At 62.7% G+C, this 15,684-nt stretch carries 19 protein-coding genes; 15 read left to right on the top strand and 4 right to left on the bottom strand.

Translation table 11 applies throughout. From position 1 onward, the window contains the following. Positions 1-99 precede the first annotated feature (99 nt). The 14 genes from AC5QPF_RS26450 to AC5QPF_RS26385 all read left to right on the top strand — a co-directional run bounded on the left by AC5QPF_RS26450 (position 100) and on the right by AC5QPF_RS26385 (position 11,103). Positions 100-909 (top strand): ATP-binding cassette domain-containing protein, encoded by an 810-nt coding sequence (locus AC5QPF_RS26450; protein ID WP_494960604.1) that lies wholly within the window; start codon positions 100-102, stop codon positions 907-909. Beyond that, positions 910-1,707, top strand: a complete 798-nt coding sequence (gene mlaE, locus AC5QPF_RS26445) for a lipid asymmetry maintenance ABC transporter permease subunit MlaE (protein ID WP_458978879.1) — start codon at positions 910-912, stop codon at positions 1,705-1,707. After that, on the top strand, positions 1,707-2,174 hold the full coding sequence (gene mlaD / locus AC5QPF_RS26440; RefSeq protein WP_494960603.1) for an outer membrane lipid asymmetry maintenance protein MlaD: 468 nt from the start codon (positions 1,707-1,709) through the stop codon (positions 2,172-2,174). The genes mlaE and mlaD overlap by 1 nt, the downstream gene beginning before the upstream one ends. 9 nt (positions 2,175-2,183) lie before the next feature. After that, on the top strand, positions 2,184-2,837 hold the full coding sequence (locus AC5QPF_RS26435; protein ID WP_494960602.1) for an ABC transporter substrate-binding protein: 654 nt from the start codon (positions 2,184-2,186) through the stop codon (positions 2,835-2,837). Continuing rightward, positions 2,834-3,136, top strand: a complete 303-nt coding sequence (locus AC5QPF_RS26430) for an STAS domain-containing protein (RefSeq protein WP_494960601.1) — start codon at positions 2,834-2,836, stop codon at positions 3,134-3,136. Before AC5QPF_RS26435 ends, AC5QPF_RS26430 begins: the two co-directional genes overlap by 4 nt. Positions 3,137-3,255: 119 nt before the next feature. Further along, complete coding sequence (locus AC5QPF_RS26425; protein ID WP_009398240.1) at positions 3,256-3,495, top strand: BolA family protein; 240 nt, start codon at positions 3,256-3,258, stop codon at positions 3,493-3,495. A 22-nt stretch (positions 3,496-3,517) separates the two neighbouring features. Beyond that, complete coding sequence (gene murA / locus AC5QPF_RS26420; RefSeq protein WP_494960600.1) at positions 3,518-4,783, top strand: UDP-N-acetylglucosamine 1-carboxyvinyltransferase; 1,266 nt, start codon at positions 3,518-3,520, stop codon at positions 4,781-4,783. Positions 4,784-4,882: 99 nt separating this feature from the next. Beyond that, complete coding sequence (hisG, locus tag AC5QPF_RS26415; RefSeq protein WP_330074852.1) at positions 4,883-5,518, top strand: ATP phosphoribosyltransferase; 636 nt, start codon at positions 4,883-4,885, stop codon at positions 5,516-5,518. A 125-nt stretch (positions 5,519-5,643) separates the two neighbouring features. Beyond that, positions 5,644-6,969 (top strand): histidinol dehydrogenase, encoded by a 1,326-nt coding sequence (hisD, locus tag AC5QPF_RS26410; protein WP_494960599.1) that lies wholly within the window; start codon positions 5,644-5,646, stop codon positions 6,967-6,969. Positions 6,970-6,971: 2 nt separating this feature from the next. After that, the gene (gene hisC / locus AC5QPF_RS26405) at positions 6,972-8,018 is read left to right on the top strand and encodes a histidinol-phosphate transaminase (protein WP_494960598.1); all 1,047 of its coding nucleotides are present in this window, start codon (positions 6,972-6,974) and stop codon (positions 8,016-8,018) included. A 208-nt stretch (positions 8,019-8,226) separates the two neighbouring features. Next, positions 8,227-8,877 carry an FCD domain-containing protein gene (locus AC5QPF_RS26400; RefSeq protein ID WP_494960597.1) on the top strand — a complete coding sequence of 217 codons (651 nt, stop codon included), beginning with the start codon at positions 8,227-8,229 and terminating at the stop codon, positions 8,875-8,877. A gap of 15 nt (positions 8,878-8,892) precedes the next feature. Continuing rightward, complete coding sequence (locus tag AC5QPF_RS26395; RefSeq protein WP_494960596.1) at positions 8,893-10,170, top strand: CynX/NimT family MFS transporter; 1,278 nt, start codon at positions 8,893-8,895, stop codon at positions 10,168-10,170. A 91-nt stretch (positions 10,171-10,261) separates the two neighbouring features. Continuing rightward, positions 10,262-10,732, top strand: a complete 471-nt coding sequence (locus tag AC5QPF_RS26390) for a nuclear transport factor 2 family protein (protein WP_494960595.1) — start codon at positions 10,262-10,264, stop codon at positions 10,730-10,732. Between the two features lie 44 nt (positions 10,733-10,776). Then, a complete protein-coding gene (locus AC5QPF_RS26385) occupies positions 10,777-11,103 on the top strand; it encodes a GIY-YIG nuclease family protein (RefSeq protein ID WP_494960594.1) in 327 nt (108 codons plus the stop codon). Here AC5QPF_RS26385 and AC5QPF_RS26380 read toward each other — a convergent pair. From AC5QPF_RS26380 to yejK, 3 genes are all read right to left on the bottom strand, one after another. Then, positions 11,072-11,497: a hypothetical protein gene (locus tag AC5QPF_RS26380; protein ID WP_494960593.1), complete on the bottom strand. Its 426-nt coding sequence runs from the start codon at positions 11,495-11,497 to the stop codon at positions 11,072-11,074. The genes AC5QPF_RS26385 and AC5QPF_RS26380 overlap by 32 nt on opposite strands. Before the next feature lie 53 nt (positions 11,498-11,550). Next, entirely contained in the window at positions 11,551-12,753 is a 1,203-nt protein-coding gene (locus tag AC5QPF_RS26375; protein WP_494960592.1) for a DUF2599 domain-containing protein, read from the bottom strand. Between the two features lie 127 nt (positions 12,754-12,880). Beyond that, positions 12,881-13,888 (bottom strand): nucleoid-associated protein YejK, encoded by a 1,008-nt coding sequence (yejK, locus tag AC5QPF_RS26370; RefSeq protein ID WP_494960591.1) that lies wholly within the window; start codon positions 13,886-13,888, stop codon positions 12,881-12,883. Between the two features lie 410 nt (positions 13,889-14,298). Here yejK and AC5QPF_RS26365 point away from each other — a divergent pair, with 410 nt between their 5' ends. Then, positions 14,299-14,580 carry an HU family DNA-binding protein gene (locus tag AC5QPF_RS26365; RefSeq protein ID WP_330074842.1) on the top strand — a complete coding sequence of 94 codons (282 nt, stop codon included), beginning with the start codon at positions 14,299-14,301 and terminating at the stop codon, positions 14,578-14,580. Positions 14,581-14,654: 74 nt separating this feature from the next. On the opposite strand, the gene rlmF is transcribed toward AC5QPF_RS26365, so the two are convergent. Next, on the bottom strand, positions 14,655-15,611 hold the full coding sequence (gene rlmF / locus AC5QPF_RS26360) for a 23S rRNA (adenine(1618)-N(6))-methyltransferase RlmF (protein WP_494960590.1): 957 nt from the start codon (positions 15,609-15,611) through the stop codon (positions 14,655-14,657). Positions 15,612-15,684: the final 73 nt, after the last annotated feature.

Genomic DNA, 15,684 nt, shown 5'->3' with positions numbered 1-15,684 from the left:
GTGCTATAGTTCGCCACCAGTTCGGCCCGCTCGATAGCTGCGTGTCTCCACGAAGGGGGCGTGCGTCAGAGCGACAAGGCTGCATCGCAAGGAGTCTAGATGAGCGTTGATAACGCCTACGCGGTCGAGTTGAAGGGGCTCACCTTCAAACGCGGTTCGCGCAGCATCTTCAATAATGTCGACATACGCATTCCCAAGGGCAAAGTCACTGGCATCATGGGGCCTTCCGGCTGTGGCAAAACCACGCTGCTGCGCCTGATGGGCGCACAATTGCGACCTGCCAGTGGCGAAGTCTGGGTCGCCGGGCAAAACCTGCCGGTCCTGTCGCGCAGCGACCTGTTCGACGCACGCAAGCAAATGGGTGTGCTATTCCAGAGTGGCGCGCTGTTCACCGACCTCGACGTGTTCGAGAACGTCGCCTTCCCGTTGCGCGTCCATACGAAGCTTTCCGAGGAAATGATCCGCGACATCGTTCTGATGAAGCTCCAGGCAGTGGGCCTGAGGGGCGCCATCGAGTTGATGCCTGACGAACTCTCCGGTGGTATGAAGCGCCGCGTGGCCCTGGCTCGGGCGATCGCTCTGGACCCGCAGATCCTCATGTACGACGAGCCGTTCGTCGGTCAGGACCCGATCGCCATGGGCGTGCTGGTGCGTCTGATCCGCCTGCTCAACGATGCCCTCGGTATCACCAGCATCGTGGTCTCCCATGACCTGGCGGAAACCGCCAGCATCGCCGACTACATTTATGTCGTCGGCGACGGCCAGGTGCTCGGCCAGGGCACTCCGGCAGAGCTGATGGACTCTGACAACCCGCGCATCCGCCAATTCATGAAGGGCGACCCGGACGGACCGGTGCCTTTCCATTTTCCTGCGCCTGACTATCGCGCCGATCTGCTGGGGAAGCGTTAGATGCGCAGAAAATCCTTACTCGAACGTATCCGCCGTTTTGGCCGCTCGGCCATCGACGTGGTCGCGGTCATGGGGCGTTCCTGCCTGTTCCTGCTGCATGCCCTCGTCGGGCGCGGCGGCATTGGCGGCGGCTTTCAGTTGCTGGTGCGCCAGCTCTACTCGGTGGGTGTGCTGTCGCTGGCGATCATCGTCGTTTCCGGCATCTTCATCGGCATGGTCCTGGCCCTGCAGGGGTTCAGCATCCTGACCAAGTACGGTTCCGAGCAGGCGGTGGGGCAGATGGTCGCCCTGACCCTGCTGCGCGAGCTGGGGCCGGTGGTGACCGCGCTGCTGTTCGCCGGGCGGGCCGGTTCGGCGCTGACAGCCGAGATCGGCAACATGAAATCCACCGAGCAACTGTCCAGCCTGGAAATGATCGGGGTCGATCCGCTCAAGTACATCGTTGCGCCACGGTTGTGGGCCGGTTTCATCTCCCTGCCGCTGCTGGCGATGATCTTCAGTGTCGTCGGCATCTGGGGCGGCTCGTGGGTCGCGGTCGACTGGCTGGGCGTCTACGAAGGCTCGTTCTGGGCCAACATGCAGAACAGCGTGTCCTTCACCGACGACGTGCTCAATGGTGTCATCAAGAGCATCGTCTTCGCCTTCGTCGTGACCTGGATCGCCGTATTCCAAGGCTATGACTGCGAGCCCACTTCAGAGGGGATCAGTCGTGCCACCACCAGGACCGTGGTCTATGCCTCGTTGGCAGTGCTCGGCCTGGACTTCATTTTGACCGCCCTGATGTTTGGAGATTTCTGATGCAAAACCGCACCCTGGAAATCGGTGTCGGCCTGTTCCTCCTGGCCGGGATCCTGGCGCTGATCCTGCTGGCCCTGCGCGTCAGCGGCCTGTCCGCCAGCCCTAGCAGCGATACCTATAAACTTTATGCGAATTTCGACAATATCGCCGGTTTGACTGTCAGAGCAAAAGTGACCATGGCTGGTGTGACCATCGGCAAGGTCACTGCCATCGATCTGGATCGCGAGACCTACACCGGTCGGGTGACGTTGCTACTGGACAAGAGCGTGGACAACCTGCCCTCCGACTCCACCGCATCGATCCTGACCGCCGGGTTGCTCGGCGAGAAGTACATCGGCATCAGCGTTGGCGGTGAAGACACCGTGCTCAAGGATGGCGGGACCATCCACGACACCCAGTCGGCGCTGGTACTGGAAGATCTGATTGGCAAGTTCCTGCTCAATACCGTAGGCAAAGAAGCTAAATAAGGAGTTTCCATGATTTCGATCCTGCGACGCGGCCTGCTGGTACTGCTGGCGGCCCTGCCGATGCTGGCTCTGGCGGCACCGGGCCAATCGGCCCATGACGTGATTTCGGGCACCACCACGCAACTGCTGGCCGATCTCAAGGCCAACAAGGAGCAATACAAGGCCAACCCGAGCCAGTTCTACGATGCGCTGAACACTATTCTCGGTCCGGTGGTGGATGCCGACGGCATCTCGAAAAGCATCATGACGGTGAAGTACTCGCGCCAGGCCTCGCCTGACCAGATGAAGCGCTTCCAGGAAAACTTCAAGCGCAGCCTGATGCAGTTCTATGGCAACGCCTTGCTGGAGTACAACAACCAGGGCATCACCGTCGATCCGGCCAAGGCCGAGGACGGCGATCGCGCCACCGTCGGCATGAAAGTCACCGGCACCAACGGTGCGGTCTACCCGGTGTCCTACACCTTGCAGAAGCTGCAGGGTGAGTGGAAAGTGCGCAACGTCATCGTCAATGGCATCAACATCGGCAAGCTGTTCCGCGACCAGTTCGCCGATGCAATGCAGCGCAACGGCAATGACCTCGACAAGACCATCGACAACTGGGCCGGCGAAGTCGCCAAGGCCAAGGCGGTCACCGAGGACGCGGCGGAGAAGCAGGCGCAATGAGCGTAGGCAGCGTGCAACTGGCCGAGCCGGGCGTTCTCAGCCTGGCTGGCACCCTTGATTACCGTTCGGGCCCCGACCTGCGCAAGCAGGGCGCGGCGCTGATCGCCTCGAGTCCGGCCAGCGCGCTGGTACTCGATTGCGCTGCGGTGGAGCAGTCCAGCAGCGTCGGGTTGTCCCTGCTGCTGGCGTTCATGCGCGATGCCAAGGCAGCGGGCAAGGGCTGCGAGGTGCGCGGTATGCCTCACGGCATGCGAGAGATCGCCGAGGTCTACGGGCTGGACGACATCCTCGCGTTTTAATGATTGTGTGAAATAACCGAAGCCCCTCTGTCAGAGTCCTCGTTTACGGGGTTCGCAGGCGAGGGGCTTTTTTGTATGATGGCCGACCCGCGCGCACAGGGCGCCGATTGAGGTTGAGCATGCAGGCCGTAGAAGTTAAGAACTTCCTTGAAGAAAAGTTGCCGGGAACCCGGGTCGAAGTTGAGGGCGAAGGCTGCAACTTCCAGTTGAACGTGATCAGCGACGAAATCGCGGCCCTGAGCCCGGTCAAGCGTCAGCAGCAGATCTACGCTCACCTTAATCCGTGGATCACCGACGGCCGCATTCACGCGGTTACCATGAAATTTTTCAGCAGCGCAGCCTGGGCTGAGCGCACCTGAGCCAACTGGCGCGAGATTCCAAATGGACAAACTGATTATTACTGGCGGCGTTCGCCTCGACGGCGAAATCCGTATTTCCGGCGCGAAGAACGCGGCCCTGCCGATTCTCTCGGCTACCCTGCTGTGCGACGGCCCGGTCACCGTGGGCAACCTGCCGCACCTGCACGACATCACCACCATGATCGAGCTGTTCGGTCGCATGGGCATCGAACCTGTGATCGACGAGAAGCTCTCGGTGGAAATCGACCCACGTACCATCAAGACCCTGGTCGCGCCGTATGAGCTGGTCAAGACCATGCGCGCCTCGATCCTGGTCCTGGGCCCGATGGTCGCCCGTTTCGGCGAGGCCGAAGTGGCCCTGCCCGGTGGTTGCGCCATTGGCTCGCGTCCGGTCGACCTGCACATCCGCGGTCTGGAAGCCATGGGCGCCAAGATCGAAGTGGAAGGCGGCTACATCAAGGCCAAGGCCCCTGAAGGCGGCCTGCGCGGCGCGCACTTCTTCTTCGACACCGTCAGCGTGACCGGTACCGAGAACATCATGATGGCCGCCGCACTGGCCAAGGGCCGCAGCGTCCTGCAGAACGCCGCGCGCGAGCCGGAAGTGGTCGACCTGGCCAACTTCCTGATTGCCATGGGCGCGAAGATCCAGGGCGCCGGGACCGACACCATCACCATCGATGGCGTCGAGCGCCTGGGCTCGGCCACCTACCGCGTGATGCCGGACCGTATCGAGACCGGTACCTACCTGGTCGCCGCTGCCGTCACCGGCGGTCGCGTCAAGGTCAAGGACACCGATCCGACCATCCTCGAAGCCGTCCTCGAGAAACTCAAGGAAGCCGGCGCCGAGATCATCACCGGCGAAGACTGGATCGAGCTGGACATGCATGGCAAGCGGCCGAAAGCCGTCAACCTGCGTACTGCCCCGTACCCGGCGTTCCCGACCGACATGCAGGCACAGTTCATCTCCCTCAACGCCATTGCCGAAGGCACCGGCGCGGTGATCGAGACGATCTTCGAAAACCGCTTCATGCACGTCTACGAAATGCACCGCATGGGCGCGCAGATTCAGGTCGAAGGCAACACCGCCATCGTCACCGGCACCAAGGCACTCAAGGGCGCGCCTGTCATGGCGACCGACCTGCGGGCTTCCGCGAGCCTGGTACTGTCGGCCCTGGTGGCCGAAGGCGATACCCTGATCGACCGCATCTACCACATCGACCGTGGCTACGAGTGCATCGAGGAAAAACTGCAGATGCTGGGCGCGAAGATCCGTCGCGTACCGGGCTAGTCTGCTGATGGCGCAGGGACGCGCCACGAATTGAACAACGCCGCCGCGGGCCCTGGTTGCCCCCGGCGGCTTCAAGCCGCATAAGGACCGACGTTTCCCATGTTGACCATCGCGCTGTCCAAGGGCCGCATTCTCGACGATACCCTGCCGCTTCTGGCGGAAGCGGGCATCGTTCCGACCGAGAATCCGGACAAGAGCCGCAAACTGATCATCCCCACGACCCAGGACGACGTTCGCCTGCTGATCGTGCGGGCCACCGACGTGCCGACCTACGTCGAGCATGGCGCCGCCGATCTGGGTGTGGCCGGCAAGGACGTGCTGATGGAATACGGTGGCCAGGGCATGTACGAGCCGCTGGACCTGAACATCGCCCGCTGCAAGCTGATGACCGCCGGTGCCATTGGCGCGCCGGAGCCCAAGGGGCGCCTGCGGGTCGCCACCAAATTCGTCAACGTAGCCAAGCGCTACTACGCCGAGCAGGGCCGCCAGGTCGATATCATCAAGCTTTATGGCTCCATGGAGCTCGCACCGCTGGTCAACCTCGCCGACAAGATCATCGACGTGGTCGACACCGGCAACACCCTGCGCGCCAATGGCCTGGAACCCCAGGAACTCATCGCGACCGTCAGCTCCCGTCTGGTGGTCAACAAGGCATCGATGAAGATGCAACACGCCCGGATCCAGAGCCTGATCGACACCCTGCGTCAGGCCGTGGAGTCGCGACACCGCGGCTGACCTTGTGCGCGACTTCGTGTCGCGCCCGTCTATCCGCGTCATAGCCAAATACCTCGGGTGCCCGCGCGGATGGACTGGTAGCTTCAGGGCGCCTGAACCATTCGCCAATTACCGAGGCTTTAGCTATGACCACGTCCACTGCAATTCGCCGACTCAATGCCGCTGACCCGGATTTCGCCCGACATCTGGATCATCTGCTGAGCTGGGAAAGCGTGTCCGACGACGCGGTCAACCAGCGGGTCCTCGACATTATCAAGGCCGTGCGCGAGCGCGGCGACGCGGCGCTGGTGGAGTTCACCCAGCGTTTCGACGGCGTCGACGCCAAGTCCATCGATGACCTGATCCTCGGTCGCGAGCGCCTGGAACTGGCTCTGACCCGCATCACTGCGCAGCAGCGCCAAGCCCTGGAAAAGGCTGCCGAGCGCGTGCGCCTGTACCACGAGCGGCAAAAGCAGGACTCCTGGAGCTACACCGAGGCTGACGGCACCGTGCTTGGCCAGAAGGTCACCCCGCTGGACCGCGCCGGCCTGTACGTGCCAGGCGGCAAGGCGTCGTACCCCTCTTCCGTGCTGATGAACGCGATTCCGGCCAAGGTCGCCGGCGTCGGTGAAGTGGTGATGGTTGTGCCGACCCCGCGTGGCGAGGTCAACGAGCTGGTGCTGGCGGCGGCTTGCATCGCCGGTGTCGACCGCGTCTTCACCATCGGCGGCGCCCAGGCGGTCGCGGCCCTGGCCTACGGTACCGAGAGCGTGCCGCAGGTGGACAAGGTGGTCGGCCCGGGCAACATCTACGTGGCGACTGCCAAGCGCCATGTGTTCGGCCAGGTCGGTATCGACATGATCGCCGGCCCGTCGGAAATCCTCGTGGTCTGTGACGGCCAGACCGATCCGGACTGGATCGCCATGGACCTGTTCTCCCAGGCCGAACACGACGAGGACGCCCAGTCGATCCTGGTCAGCCCGGATGCCGACTTCCTCGAACGCGTCGCCGCCAGCATCGACAAGCTGCTGCCGAGCATGGACCGCGCCGAGATCATCCGCACCTCCATCGACGGACGTGGCGCGCTCATCCACGTACGTGACATGGACCAGGCCATGGAAGTCGCCAACCGCATCGCGCCTGAACACCTGGAGCTTTCGGTGGCCGATCCACAGGCCTGGCTGCCAAAGATCCGTCACGCCGGTGCGATCTTCATGGGTCGCCACACCAGCGAGGCGCTGGGCGACTACTGTGCAGGTCCGAACCACGTTCTGCCGACCTCCGGCACCGCGCGGTTCTCCTCGCCACTGGGGGTGTATGACTTCCAGAAGCGTTCGTCGATCATCTTCTGCTCCGAACAGGGCGCTTCAGAGCTGGGCAAAACCGCGTCGGTCCTGGCTCGTGGCGAATCTCTCAGCGCGCACGCGCGCAGTGCCGAATACCGCATCCTTGCCGACCAAGAGGGCAACTGAACATGAGTAAATTCTGGAGTCCCTTCGTCAAGGACCTGGTGCCTTACGTGCCGGGCGAGCAGCCGAAGCTGACCAAACTGGTCAAGCTCAACACCAACGAGAACCCGTACGGTCCGTCGCCGAAGGCGCTGGAGGCCATGCGCGGCGAACTCAACGATAACCTGCGCCTGTATCCGGACCCCAACAGTGACCTGCTCAAGCAGGCCGTGGCCCGCTACTACAGCGTCCAGCCGAACCAGGTCTTCCTCGGCAACGGCTCGGACGAGGTGCTGGCACACATCTTCCACGGCCTGTTCCAGCACGATGCGCCGCTGCTGTTTCCGGATATCAGTTACAGCTTCTATCCGGTGTACTGCGGCCTGTATGGCATTCCGTTCGAGCCGGTGGCGCTGGACGATCAGTTCCAGATCCGCGTCGATGACTACCGCCGCGCCAACGCCGGGATCATCTTCCCCAACCCGAACGCGCCGACCGGCTGCCTGCTTGCCCTGGAGGCCATCGAGCAACTGCTCACGGCCAACACCGAGTCCGTGGTGGTGGTGGATGAGGCCTACATCGACTTCGGTGGCGAGACCGCCATCAGCCTGGTGGACCGCTACCCGAACCTGCTGGTGACCCAGACTCTCTCCAAGTCGCGCTCCCTGGCAGGCCTGCGGGTTGGTCTTGCCGTGGGCCATCCGGACCTGATCGAGGCGCTGGAGCGTGTGAAGAACAGCTTCAACTCGTACCCGCTCGACCGTATCGCCATTGTCGGTGCGACCGCCGCATTCGAAGACCAGGCGTACTTCGAGGAGACCTGCAACAAGGTCATCGCCAGCCGCGAGAAGTTGGTGACCGAGCTGAATACCCGTGGTTTCGAGGTTCTGCCGTCGACGGCCAACTTCATCTTCGCCCGGCATCCGGGCAAGGATGCTGCCGGGATCGCTGCCTCTCTGCGTGAACAGGGCGTGATCGTGCGTCACTTCAAGCTGCCGCGGATCGATCAGTTCCTGCGCATCTCCATCGGTACAGAAGAGCAGAACCAGGCGTTGCTCGACGCCTTGAACTGATCCAGAGGCCAATCGCTGGCACGCCAGTTCCCACAGGGACCTGTTACAGGCTGCCACAGGAATCGCAAGCACCGCGAAACCTGTGGCTGGCTTGCCAGCGATGAGGCCCTTCAAGAACACCCAGTCTCCCTCAGGTTTGCATTCTGTTGAAACAACCAGTTACCCTTCTCCTTTCTAAATTCATCCGATGATTGGATGTAAGCCGCGCATGCCCCAACTCATCAAACGCTCCCTGGTCGAACAAGCCGTCGATCAACTCCGCCAACGCATCACCAACGGGGCCTGGACTGTCGGCCAGCGCCTGCCCACCGAGCCGGAGCTGGCTGCCGAACTGGGCATCAGCCGCAACACCGTGCGCGAAGCGATGCGTGTGCTGGTCTTCAGCGGCCTGGTGGAAGTGCGCCAGGGCGATGGCAGCTACCTGCGCACCGCTTCCGATCCGCTCTCGGCGATGCAGGCGCTCTCCGGCTGCAGCCTCGAACACGCTCGGGAAACCCGGTACTTGCTTGAAGCCGAAGCCATCGGCCTGGCTGCTTTGCGCCGCACCGAGCAGGACCTGCTCGGCCTTCGTGAAGCCTTGCACCACAGTGGTTCGCACTTCCACGGTGACCTGGGCGACTACATCCGCTGCGATCTGGCCTTCCACCAGCGCCTGGTGGACGCCGCCCACAATCCCGCCCTGAGCGAGCTGTACCGCTATTTCTCCAGCGTGGTGGCGATGAAGCTGGAACAGAGCATGAGCCGGTTGCCGCGCGACCAGGCGGTTTTCGATCTGCATGTCGCGATCCTCGAGGCCGTCGAACAACAAGATCCGGAACGGGCCAAGGCCCTGAGCCGGACGTTGATCAATGAACCCTGAATTTTCGAGACTGCCATGGGCCAAGACCTCCATACCAAGCCAGCGCCCCACGGGCCCGTACTTGAAGAATTGCTGATCGATGCCGAAGCCGACGATGCCGCGCTTCAACCTCCTTCCCGTTTGCCACAGGCCTGGCTGCTGTTGCTCGGCCTGGTGCTGGTGGCGCTGAACCTGCGGCCAGCGCTGTCGAGCATGGCGCCGCTGCTGGGCGATGTATCCCGCAGCCTCGGCCTGAGTGGCTCCCAGGCCGGTCTGCTGACGACCCTGCCAGTGCTCTGTCTGGGCCTGTTCGCCCCGCTGGCCCCCGCACTGGCCCGGCGTTTCGGCAGCGAGCGGGTGATCCTCGGCATCCTGCTCTGTCTCGCTGGCGGCATTGCCCTGCGCAGCGCCTTCGGCAGCGTCGGCTTGTTCGTCGGCAGCCTCATCGCTGGCGCCAGCATCGGCGTGATCGGCGTATTGCTTCCGGGTATCGTCAAGCGCGACTTCCCGGCCCATGCCGGGTTGCTGATGGGCATCTACACCATGGCTCTGTGCCTTGGAGCGGCCTTGGCGGCGGGGGCGACCGTGCCCTTGAGTCACGCCTTCGGTGACAACTGGGCGCTGGGGCTGGGCTTCTGGCTGGTGCCGGCGCTGGTGGCGGCGCTGTTCTGGCTGCCGCAGGCCCGGCAAGGTCACGGGGCCCATCACGCGGCGTTCCGCGTGCGCGGCCTGTGGCGCGATCCACTGGCCTGGCAGGTGACCTTGTACATGGGCCTGCAATCGTCGCTGGCCTACATCGTGTTCGGCTGGTTGCCGTCGATCCTCATCGGTCGCGGCCTGAGTCCGACTGAGGCCGGGCTTGTGCTGTCCGGCTCGGTGATCGTGCAGTTGGTCAGCGCCCTGACCGCGCCGATGCTGGCGACCCGCGGCAAGGACCAGCGCCTGGCCATTGTGGTGGTGATGGTGCTGACCCTGGCCGGCTTGTTCGGCTGCCTGTATGCGCCGCTCGGTGGCCTGTGGGGCTGGGCGGTGGTGCTCGGCATCGGCCAGGGCGGTACTTTCGCCCTGGCGTTGACCCTGATCGTGCTGCGCTCCCGGGACTCCCATGTCGCCGCCAACCTGTCGAGCATGGCCCAGGGTGTCGGCTACACCCTGGCCTCGGCAGGGCCCTTCGCGGTGGGCCTGGTGCACGACCTGACCGGGGGGTGGGACGCTGTGGGCTGGATCTTCGCGGTGCTCGGCGCCGGTGCCATCGGCTTCGGCCTCAAGGCCGGACGCTCGCTGCATGTGCAGGTGACCAGCGAGCGCATCTGAGGGCGTACCATTCGTCCGGTTGATGGCGCTGGCCTTGTGCCCTCAGCCGGACTATCGTGCAGCGCTCAGCCTTCCGGTGATGGAACCCCTCATGAGCGATGCCAACAGTGCCCTGATCACCCGTTTCTACCAGGCCTTCCAGCGCCTTGACGCCGAGGCCATGGTGGCGTGCTACAGCCCCGACATCGTCTTCAGCGATCCCGCGTTCGGCACCCTGCGTGGCAAGGACGCGGGCGATATGTGGCGCATGCTCACCAGTCGCGCCAAGGACTTTTCGCTGATCTTCGACAGCGTTCGCGCCGATGACCGCGGCGGTTCGGCGCACTGGGTGGCGACCTACCTGTTCAGCCAGACCGGTCGCGTTGTGGTCAACGATATTAGAGCCGCCTTCGTGATCCGCGATGGTCTGATCGTCGAGCATCACGATGTGTTCGACTTCTGGCGCTGGTCCCGCCAGGCCCTGGGTACGCCTGGCCTGCTGCTGGGCTGGACGCCGTTCTTGCGCGACAAGGTGGGTCAGCAGGCGCTCAAGGGCCTGCGCGCGTTCCAGGGCGGGCGCTGAGGCGGTAAGCTGTCGGCTCCCGCCGTCAGACTATTCATTTCATCGTGACTGAACCTGCCACTAACGTTGTCGACAAACCTTGGTACGTCTACCTGGTGCGCGCCGCCAATGGTTCGTTGTATTGCGGAATCAGCGACAACCCCGAGCGACGTTTCGTCGCCCACCAGAAAGGCCAGGGGGCCCGCTATTTCAGCACCAGTCCGGCAGTGGCCCTGGTGTATGTGGAGCAATGGCCGGACAAGTCCCAGGCGCTGCGCCATGAGCGACTGATAAAGGCCCTGCGCAAAAGCGCGAAGGAGGCGCTGGTGGCCTCCTTCACAGTGCAGCAGGACGTTGCCGTCACGGCGTGTTGCAGTCTTTCATCTTCTTGAAGGCATCCAGCGAGACGCCCTGGCGCCTCGGTTCGAGGGTGATCGGGGCGGGGATCGGTGACTGGCTCAGTTGGCATTCCAGCTGGAACCTGACGCTGTCGCGCATCTGGGTGGCAGTCAGCTTGGGGCTGGTCCATTCAGGATCTTGCTCATGCTCCTTGAGGAGTTGCTGAAAGATTTCCTCGGTGTCCTCTGGCCCGTACGTGCAGCCAGCGTAGTCCAGTTTGATCTGCAGGCTAGGGTAGGAGCCTGCGAAGTATCCGCCGACTTTCTCTGTAGTCCAATTCGCTTCGAGGATAGGGTCGGAACAATCCGGGTCGGCGTTGGCGTGTTCCAGGGGTACTGCGGCGATGGCTACGCTCAAGGCAATCCATGAGAGGTTGGTGGTGTTCATGATGACCTCCTGCTGACGGAGACAGTGAGCCGGGTCAGTCCTTGGTGACCGGTTCAGTTGTCGCACTGTTTGGCACCTGATTCCTGGATACCGATCAGGGGCCGATGAGGCTCCAGCGTCCATTCCGGGGCGTAGCGTCGATAGACGAAATGGCAGGTCAGTTGCCGACGCATGCTCAGGATGTTCTGTGGGTTGCTGGCCGATGTGCCTTGCCAGGCCGGATTGCGGTAGTAGAGGGCGACCAGTTCGTTGAAGAAGTTGTTGGTCTGGTCGTCCCTGGCTTCCCGGCCACAGGCGCTGGGCACCACGACCAGGCTTTTCTTGCCGGGCGAGCCGGGCAGGTCGACGAAGCGCGCACTGTCGAAGTACTTGCCGCACCTGTTGGGGCCGGTGGTGGGCTGGATGGCCTGGTCGTCTGGCTTGTAGCTGAACAGCGCATCGGCTGTCATGGTCTGCGGCAGGTCCAGTTTCACCAGTGGCAGGTAGCGCCTGGTCGCGAGCCACCACTCGATCTGGTTGGCTCTGGCGTTCTCCAGGCCCGAGGTCTCGGAGCTTGGCGGCGTGGTGTAGAAGGTGCTTTCGACAGGCGGCTCGATAGGTGGATTGTTTTTCCAGGTAGCGATGCGCAGTTCATTCTGCAGCTTGAACAGCGAGGTGCCGGCCAGGTTGCGGGCTTCGATGCTGGCCATGAAGGCCGGGCCGGCGAAGGCATTGCGCCGGTCGCGGACGTCGAAAGCGCACAGGTCGACATGGTTCGAGGCCGTGCTGCCGAAGCGCTTGACCCACTCCTGGGCGGTCTTGATGCCCATGAGATCGCAGTAGTCCTCGACCGTCGCCGAGCCCGAATGATCGGTGCAACCCTGGCCCGCTCGCCCGTCGGTACCGGCATCGCTCGGGAAAGAGCACAGCACCTCGTAGGTCTTGTTCGGGCTCGGGTTGGCGAGCACCGGGTACAAGGTGAAGCCGTTGTCTCGACGCCAGGCCAATTGAGGGAACCTGGCGTCCTTGCCCAGGAAGGATGCCGAGATGGCGCCACTGGTGATGTTCTTTTCCTGCGGCACCCAGAACTTCGCCGCGGCCGTGGCACGGATGATCACGCCTCTGCAAAGGAACGCGGGCATCGAATCAGCCCCGCAATTGCGGGCGGTATTGCGATAGCGATCATTCAGTGACCGGGTCGTGTCTTCTCCCGGGCCGGCCTGGACGATACCTGTCGTGAGTGACAGGGCGACCAGCAGGTATCCCGGGAATGTCATGGACCTTTTCATGGCTGCACCTTGTTGTGGAGCACCCGGCTTGCGGAGGCACCGGGGCGACACGTTCAGGCTAAACAGTCAGAAATATCCCTCGCTACTGACAAAAATGTCAGTTCGGATCAGCGGTTTAGTCCTTGCGCCGTTTCAACTGGTCGGTGAGCTGGGTCGGCAGGCCCTTGATGATCAGGGTTCCCGCCTCTTCGTCATATTCGATCTTCGAACCCAGCAGGTGCGCCTCGAAACTGATCGACAGGCCTTCCGCACGGCCAGTGAAACGGCGGAACTGGTTGAGGGTGCGCTTGTCGGCCGGAATCTCCGGCGACAGGCCGTAGTCCTTGTTGCGGATATGGTCGTAGAAGGCTTTCGGCCGGTCTTCGTCGATCAGGCCGGACAGTTCTTCCAGCGTCACGGGTTCGCCGGCACGGGTCTGGCTGGTGGCGTAGTCGACCAGGGTCTGGGTCTTCTCGCGGGCGGCTTCCTCCGGCAGGTCCTCGCTTTCGACGAAGTCGCTGAAAGCCTTGAGCAGCGTGCGGGTCTCGCCCGGGCCATCGACGCCTTCCTGGCAGCCGATGAAATCACGGAAATAATCCGAGACCTTCTTGCCGTTCTTGCCCTTGATGAAGGAGATGTATTGCTTCGAGTTCGGGTTGTTGCGCCATTCGGAAATATTGATGCGCGCGGCCAGGTGCAACTGGCTCAGGTCCAGGTGGCGGGACGGGGTCACGTCCAGTTCGGCGTTCACCGCTACGCCTTCGCTGTGGTGTAGCAGGGCGATGGCCAGGTAGTCGGTCATGCCTTGCTGGTAGTGGGCGAACAAAACGTGGCCGCCTACCGACAGGTTGGACTCTTCCATCAGCTTCTGCAGGTGCTCGACCGCGACACGGCTGAAGTCGGTGAAGGTCTTGTCGCTGTCCAGGTATTCCTTCAACCAGCCGCTGAACGGATGGGCGCCGGACTCGGCATGGAACAAGCCCCAGGCTTTGCCCTGCTTGGCGTTGTAGCTGTCGTTGAGGTCGGCGAGGAGGTTTTCGATGGCAGTGGATTCGGCCAGTTCCGAGTCGCGTGCGTGCAGTACTGCGGGGCTGCCATCGGGTTTCTTGTCGATCAGGTGGACGATGCAATGACGGATCGGCATGGAATTCTCGGCTCGATGAAAGGGTGGCGCGGGGCGTGGCAAAGTTGCCAAGTGTAACCCAGCCGGGCGTCGGGACGGTGTTCTGCGGTGTGTTGGGGGGCGCAAGGTTCGTTTTTCGTTCTGTTTTTTGCGATATTTTGTGTAAACCCCCGAAAAACCTGAAGATTTGCGCCAGGCGAAGCGGATATTTATCTATTCCTGTGGTAGTTTTGCCCGGTCTTGCGCCCCCCGTGCGGCGCAGTGCTGGCAGACCGCTGGCGTCCCGTCGAACCAATCGCATTTTTAGGTATCTACATACGCGATTGGCAAAATGGATGTATCCCGGCCACCGCCAATTCGCGGCGCCGGAACCGATGGCTGACGCGGCACTCTGCAAACCCACTGAATTTGATTAGGGAAGGAACATCACCATGGCATTGACCAAAGACCAACTGATCGCCGATATCGCTGAAGCTATCGACGCGCCGAAAACCACCGCGCGTAATGCTCTGGAGCAACTGGGCCAGATCGTTGCTGATCAACTGGAAAACGGCGCCGAAATCACCCTGCCAGGCATTGGCAAGCTGAAAATCACCGAGCGTCCTGCCCGTACCGGCCGCAACCCTTCGACTGGCGCTGCCATCGAAATCGCCGCCAAGAAAGTCGTGAAGTTCGTTCCAGCCAAAGTGCTGACCGACGCAGTCAACAAGTAAGTTGTAGACCGCTCGAAAAAAAACCGCGCCGGGTGCGAGCCTGACGCGGTTTTTTCATGCCTGCCGTTTGCGTTTCACTTGTTCTGGAAGCGCTGTCGGCACCATTGCTGGCGCGCCTGTGCGTCCTGGAAGGTCCAGGCCACCAGTCGGCTCTGCTTCTGTCCCTGGCCCATCTCCAGTACCCGCTGCTCGACCGCGCCGGCCTTCTTCAGCGCCGCCTCGATGCCGGGCAGGTTGGATGCTTTCGACACCAGGCTGCTGAACCACAGCACTTGCTGGCCCAGCGCCTTGCTCTCCTGCACCAGTTGGGTGACGAAACGGATCTCGCCGCCTTCGCACCACAGCTCGTTGTTCTGCCCGCCGAAGTTCAGCACTGGCAGTTTGCGCTTCGGATCCGCCTTGCCCAGGGCGCGCCACTTGCGCTGACTGCCGCGGGTAGCTTCCTCGCGCGAGGCGTGGAAGGGGGGGTTGCACAGGGTCAGGTCGAAGCGTTCCTCTGCGGCCAGCAGGCCCGTGAGGATGTGCTTGCGATTGCCCTGCTGGCGCAGGCTGATGAACTTGTCGAGGCGGTTGGCCTGGACGATGGTCTTGGCCGAGGCCAGGGCCACCGGGTCGATGTCCGAGCCGGCGAAGCGCCAGCGGTAATCGGAATTGCCCAGCAGCGGGTAGATGCAGTTGGCACCGACACCGATATCCAGCGCCTGGACCTGCGCACCACGAGGGATTTCCCCACCGTTTTCTTCGGCCAGCAGGTCGGCCAGGGCGTGCAGGTAGTCGGCGCGCCCGGGAATCGGCGGGCACAGGTAGTCGGTGGGGATATCCCAGAACTGGATACCGTACTGGGCCTTGAGCAACGCACGGTTGAACACCCGCACCGCCTCCGGGTCGGCGAAGTCGATGCTCGGCTTGCCGTAGGGGTTGGTGATGGTGAAACGCGCCAGTTCCGGGCTGCTCTTGATCAACTGCGGGAAGTCGTAGCGGCCCTGGTGGCGGTTGCGGGGGTGCAGGGTGGGTTTGTCGGGTTTGGTCATGGTCATGAATGCCAAGAGCGGGCAAGCCCGCTCTTCTATAACACCGCATGGGTGATTGATTTGGCGCTCATCT

The sequence above is a fragment of the Pseudomonas sp. Con_6 genome, assembly GCF_059379395.1.
Note: the sequence above shows the minus strand (reverse complement) of the source record. Positions and strands in the feature narration are given on the sequence as shown.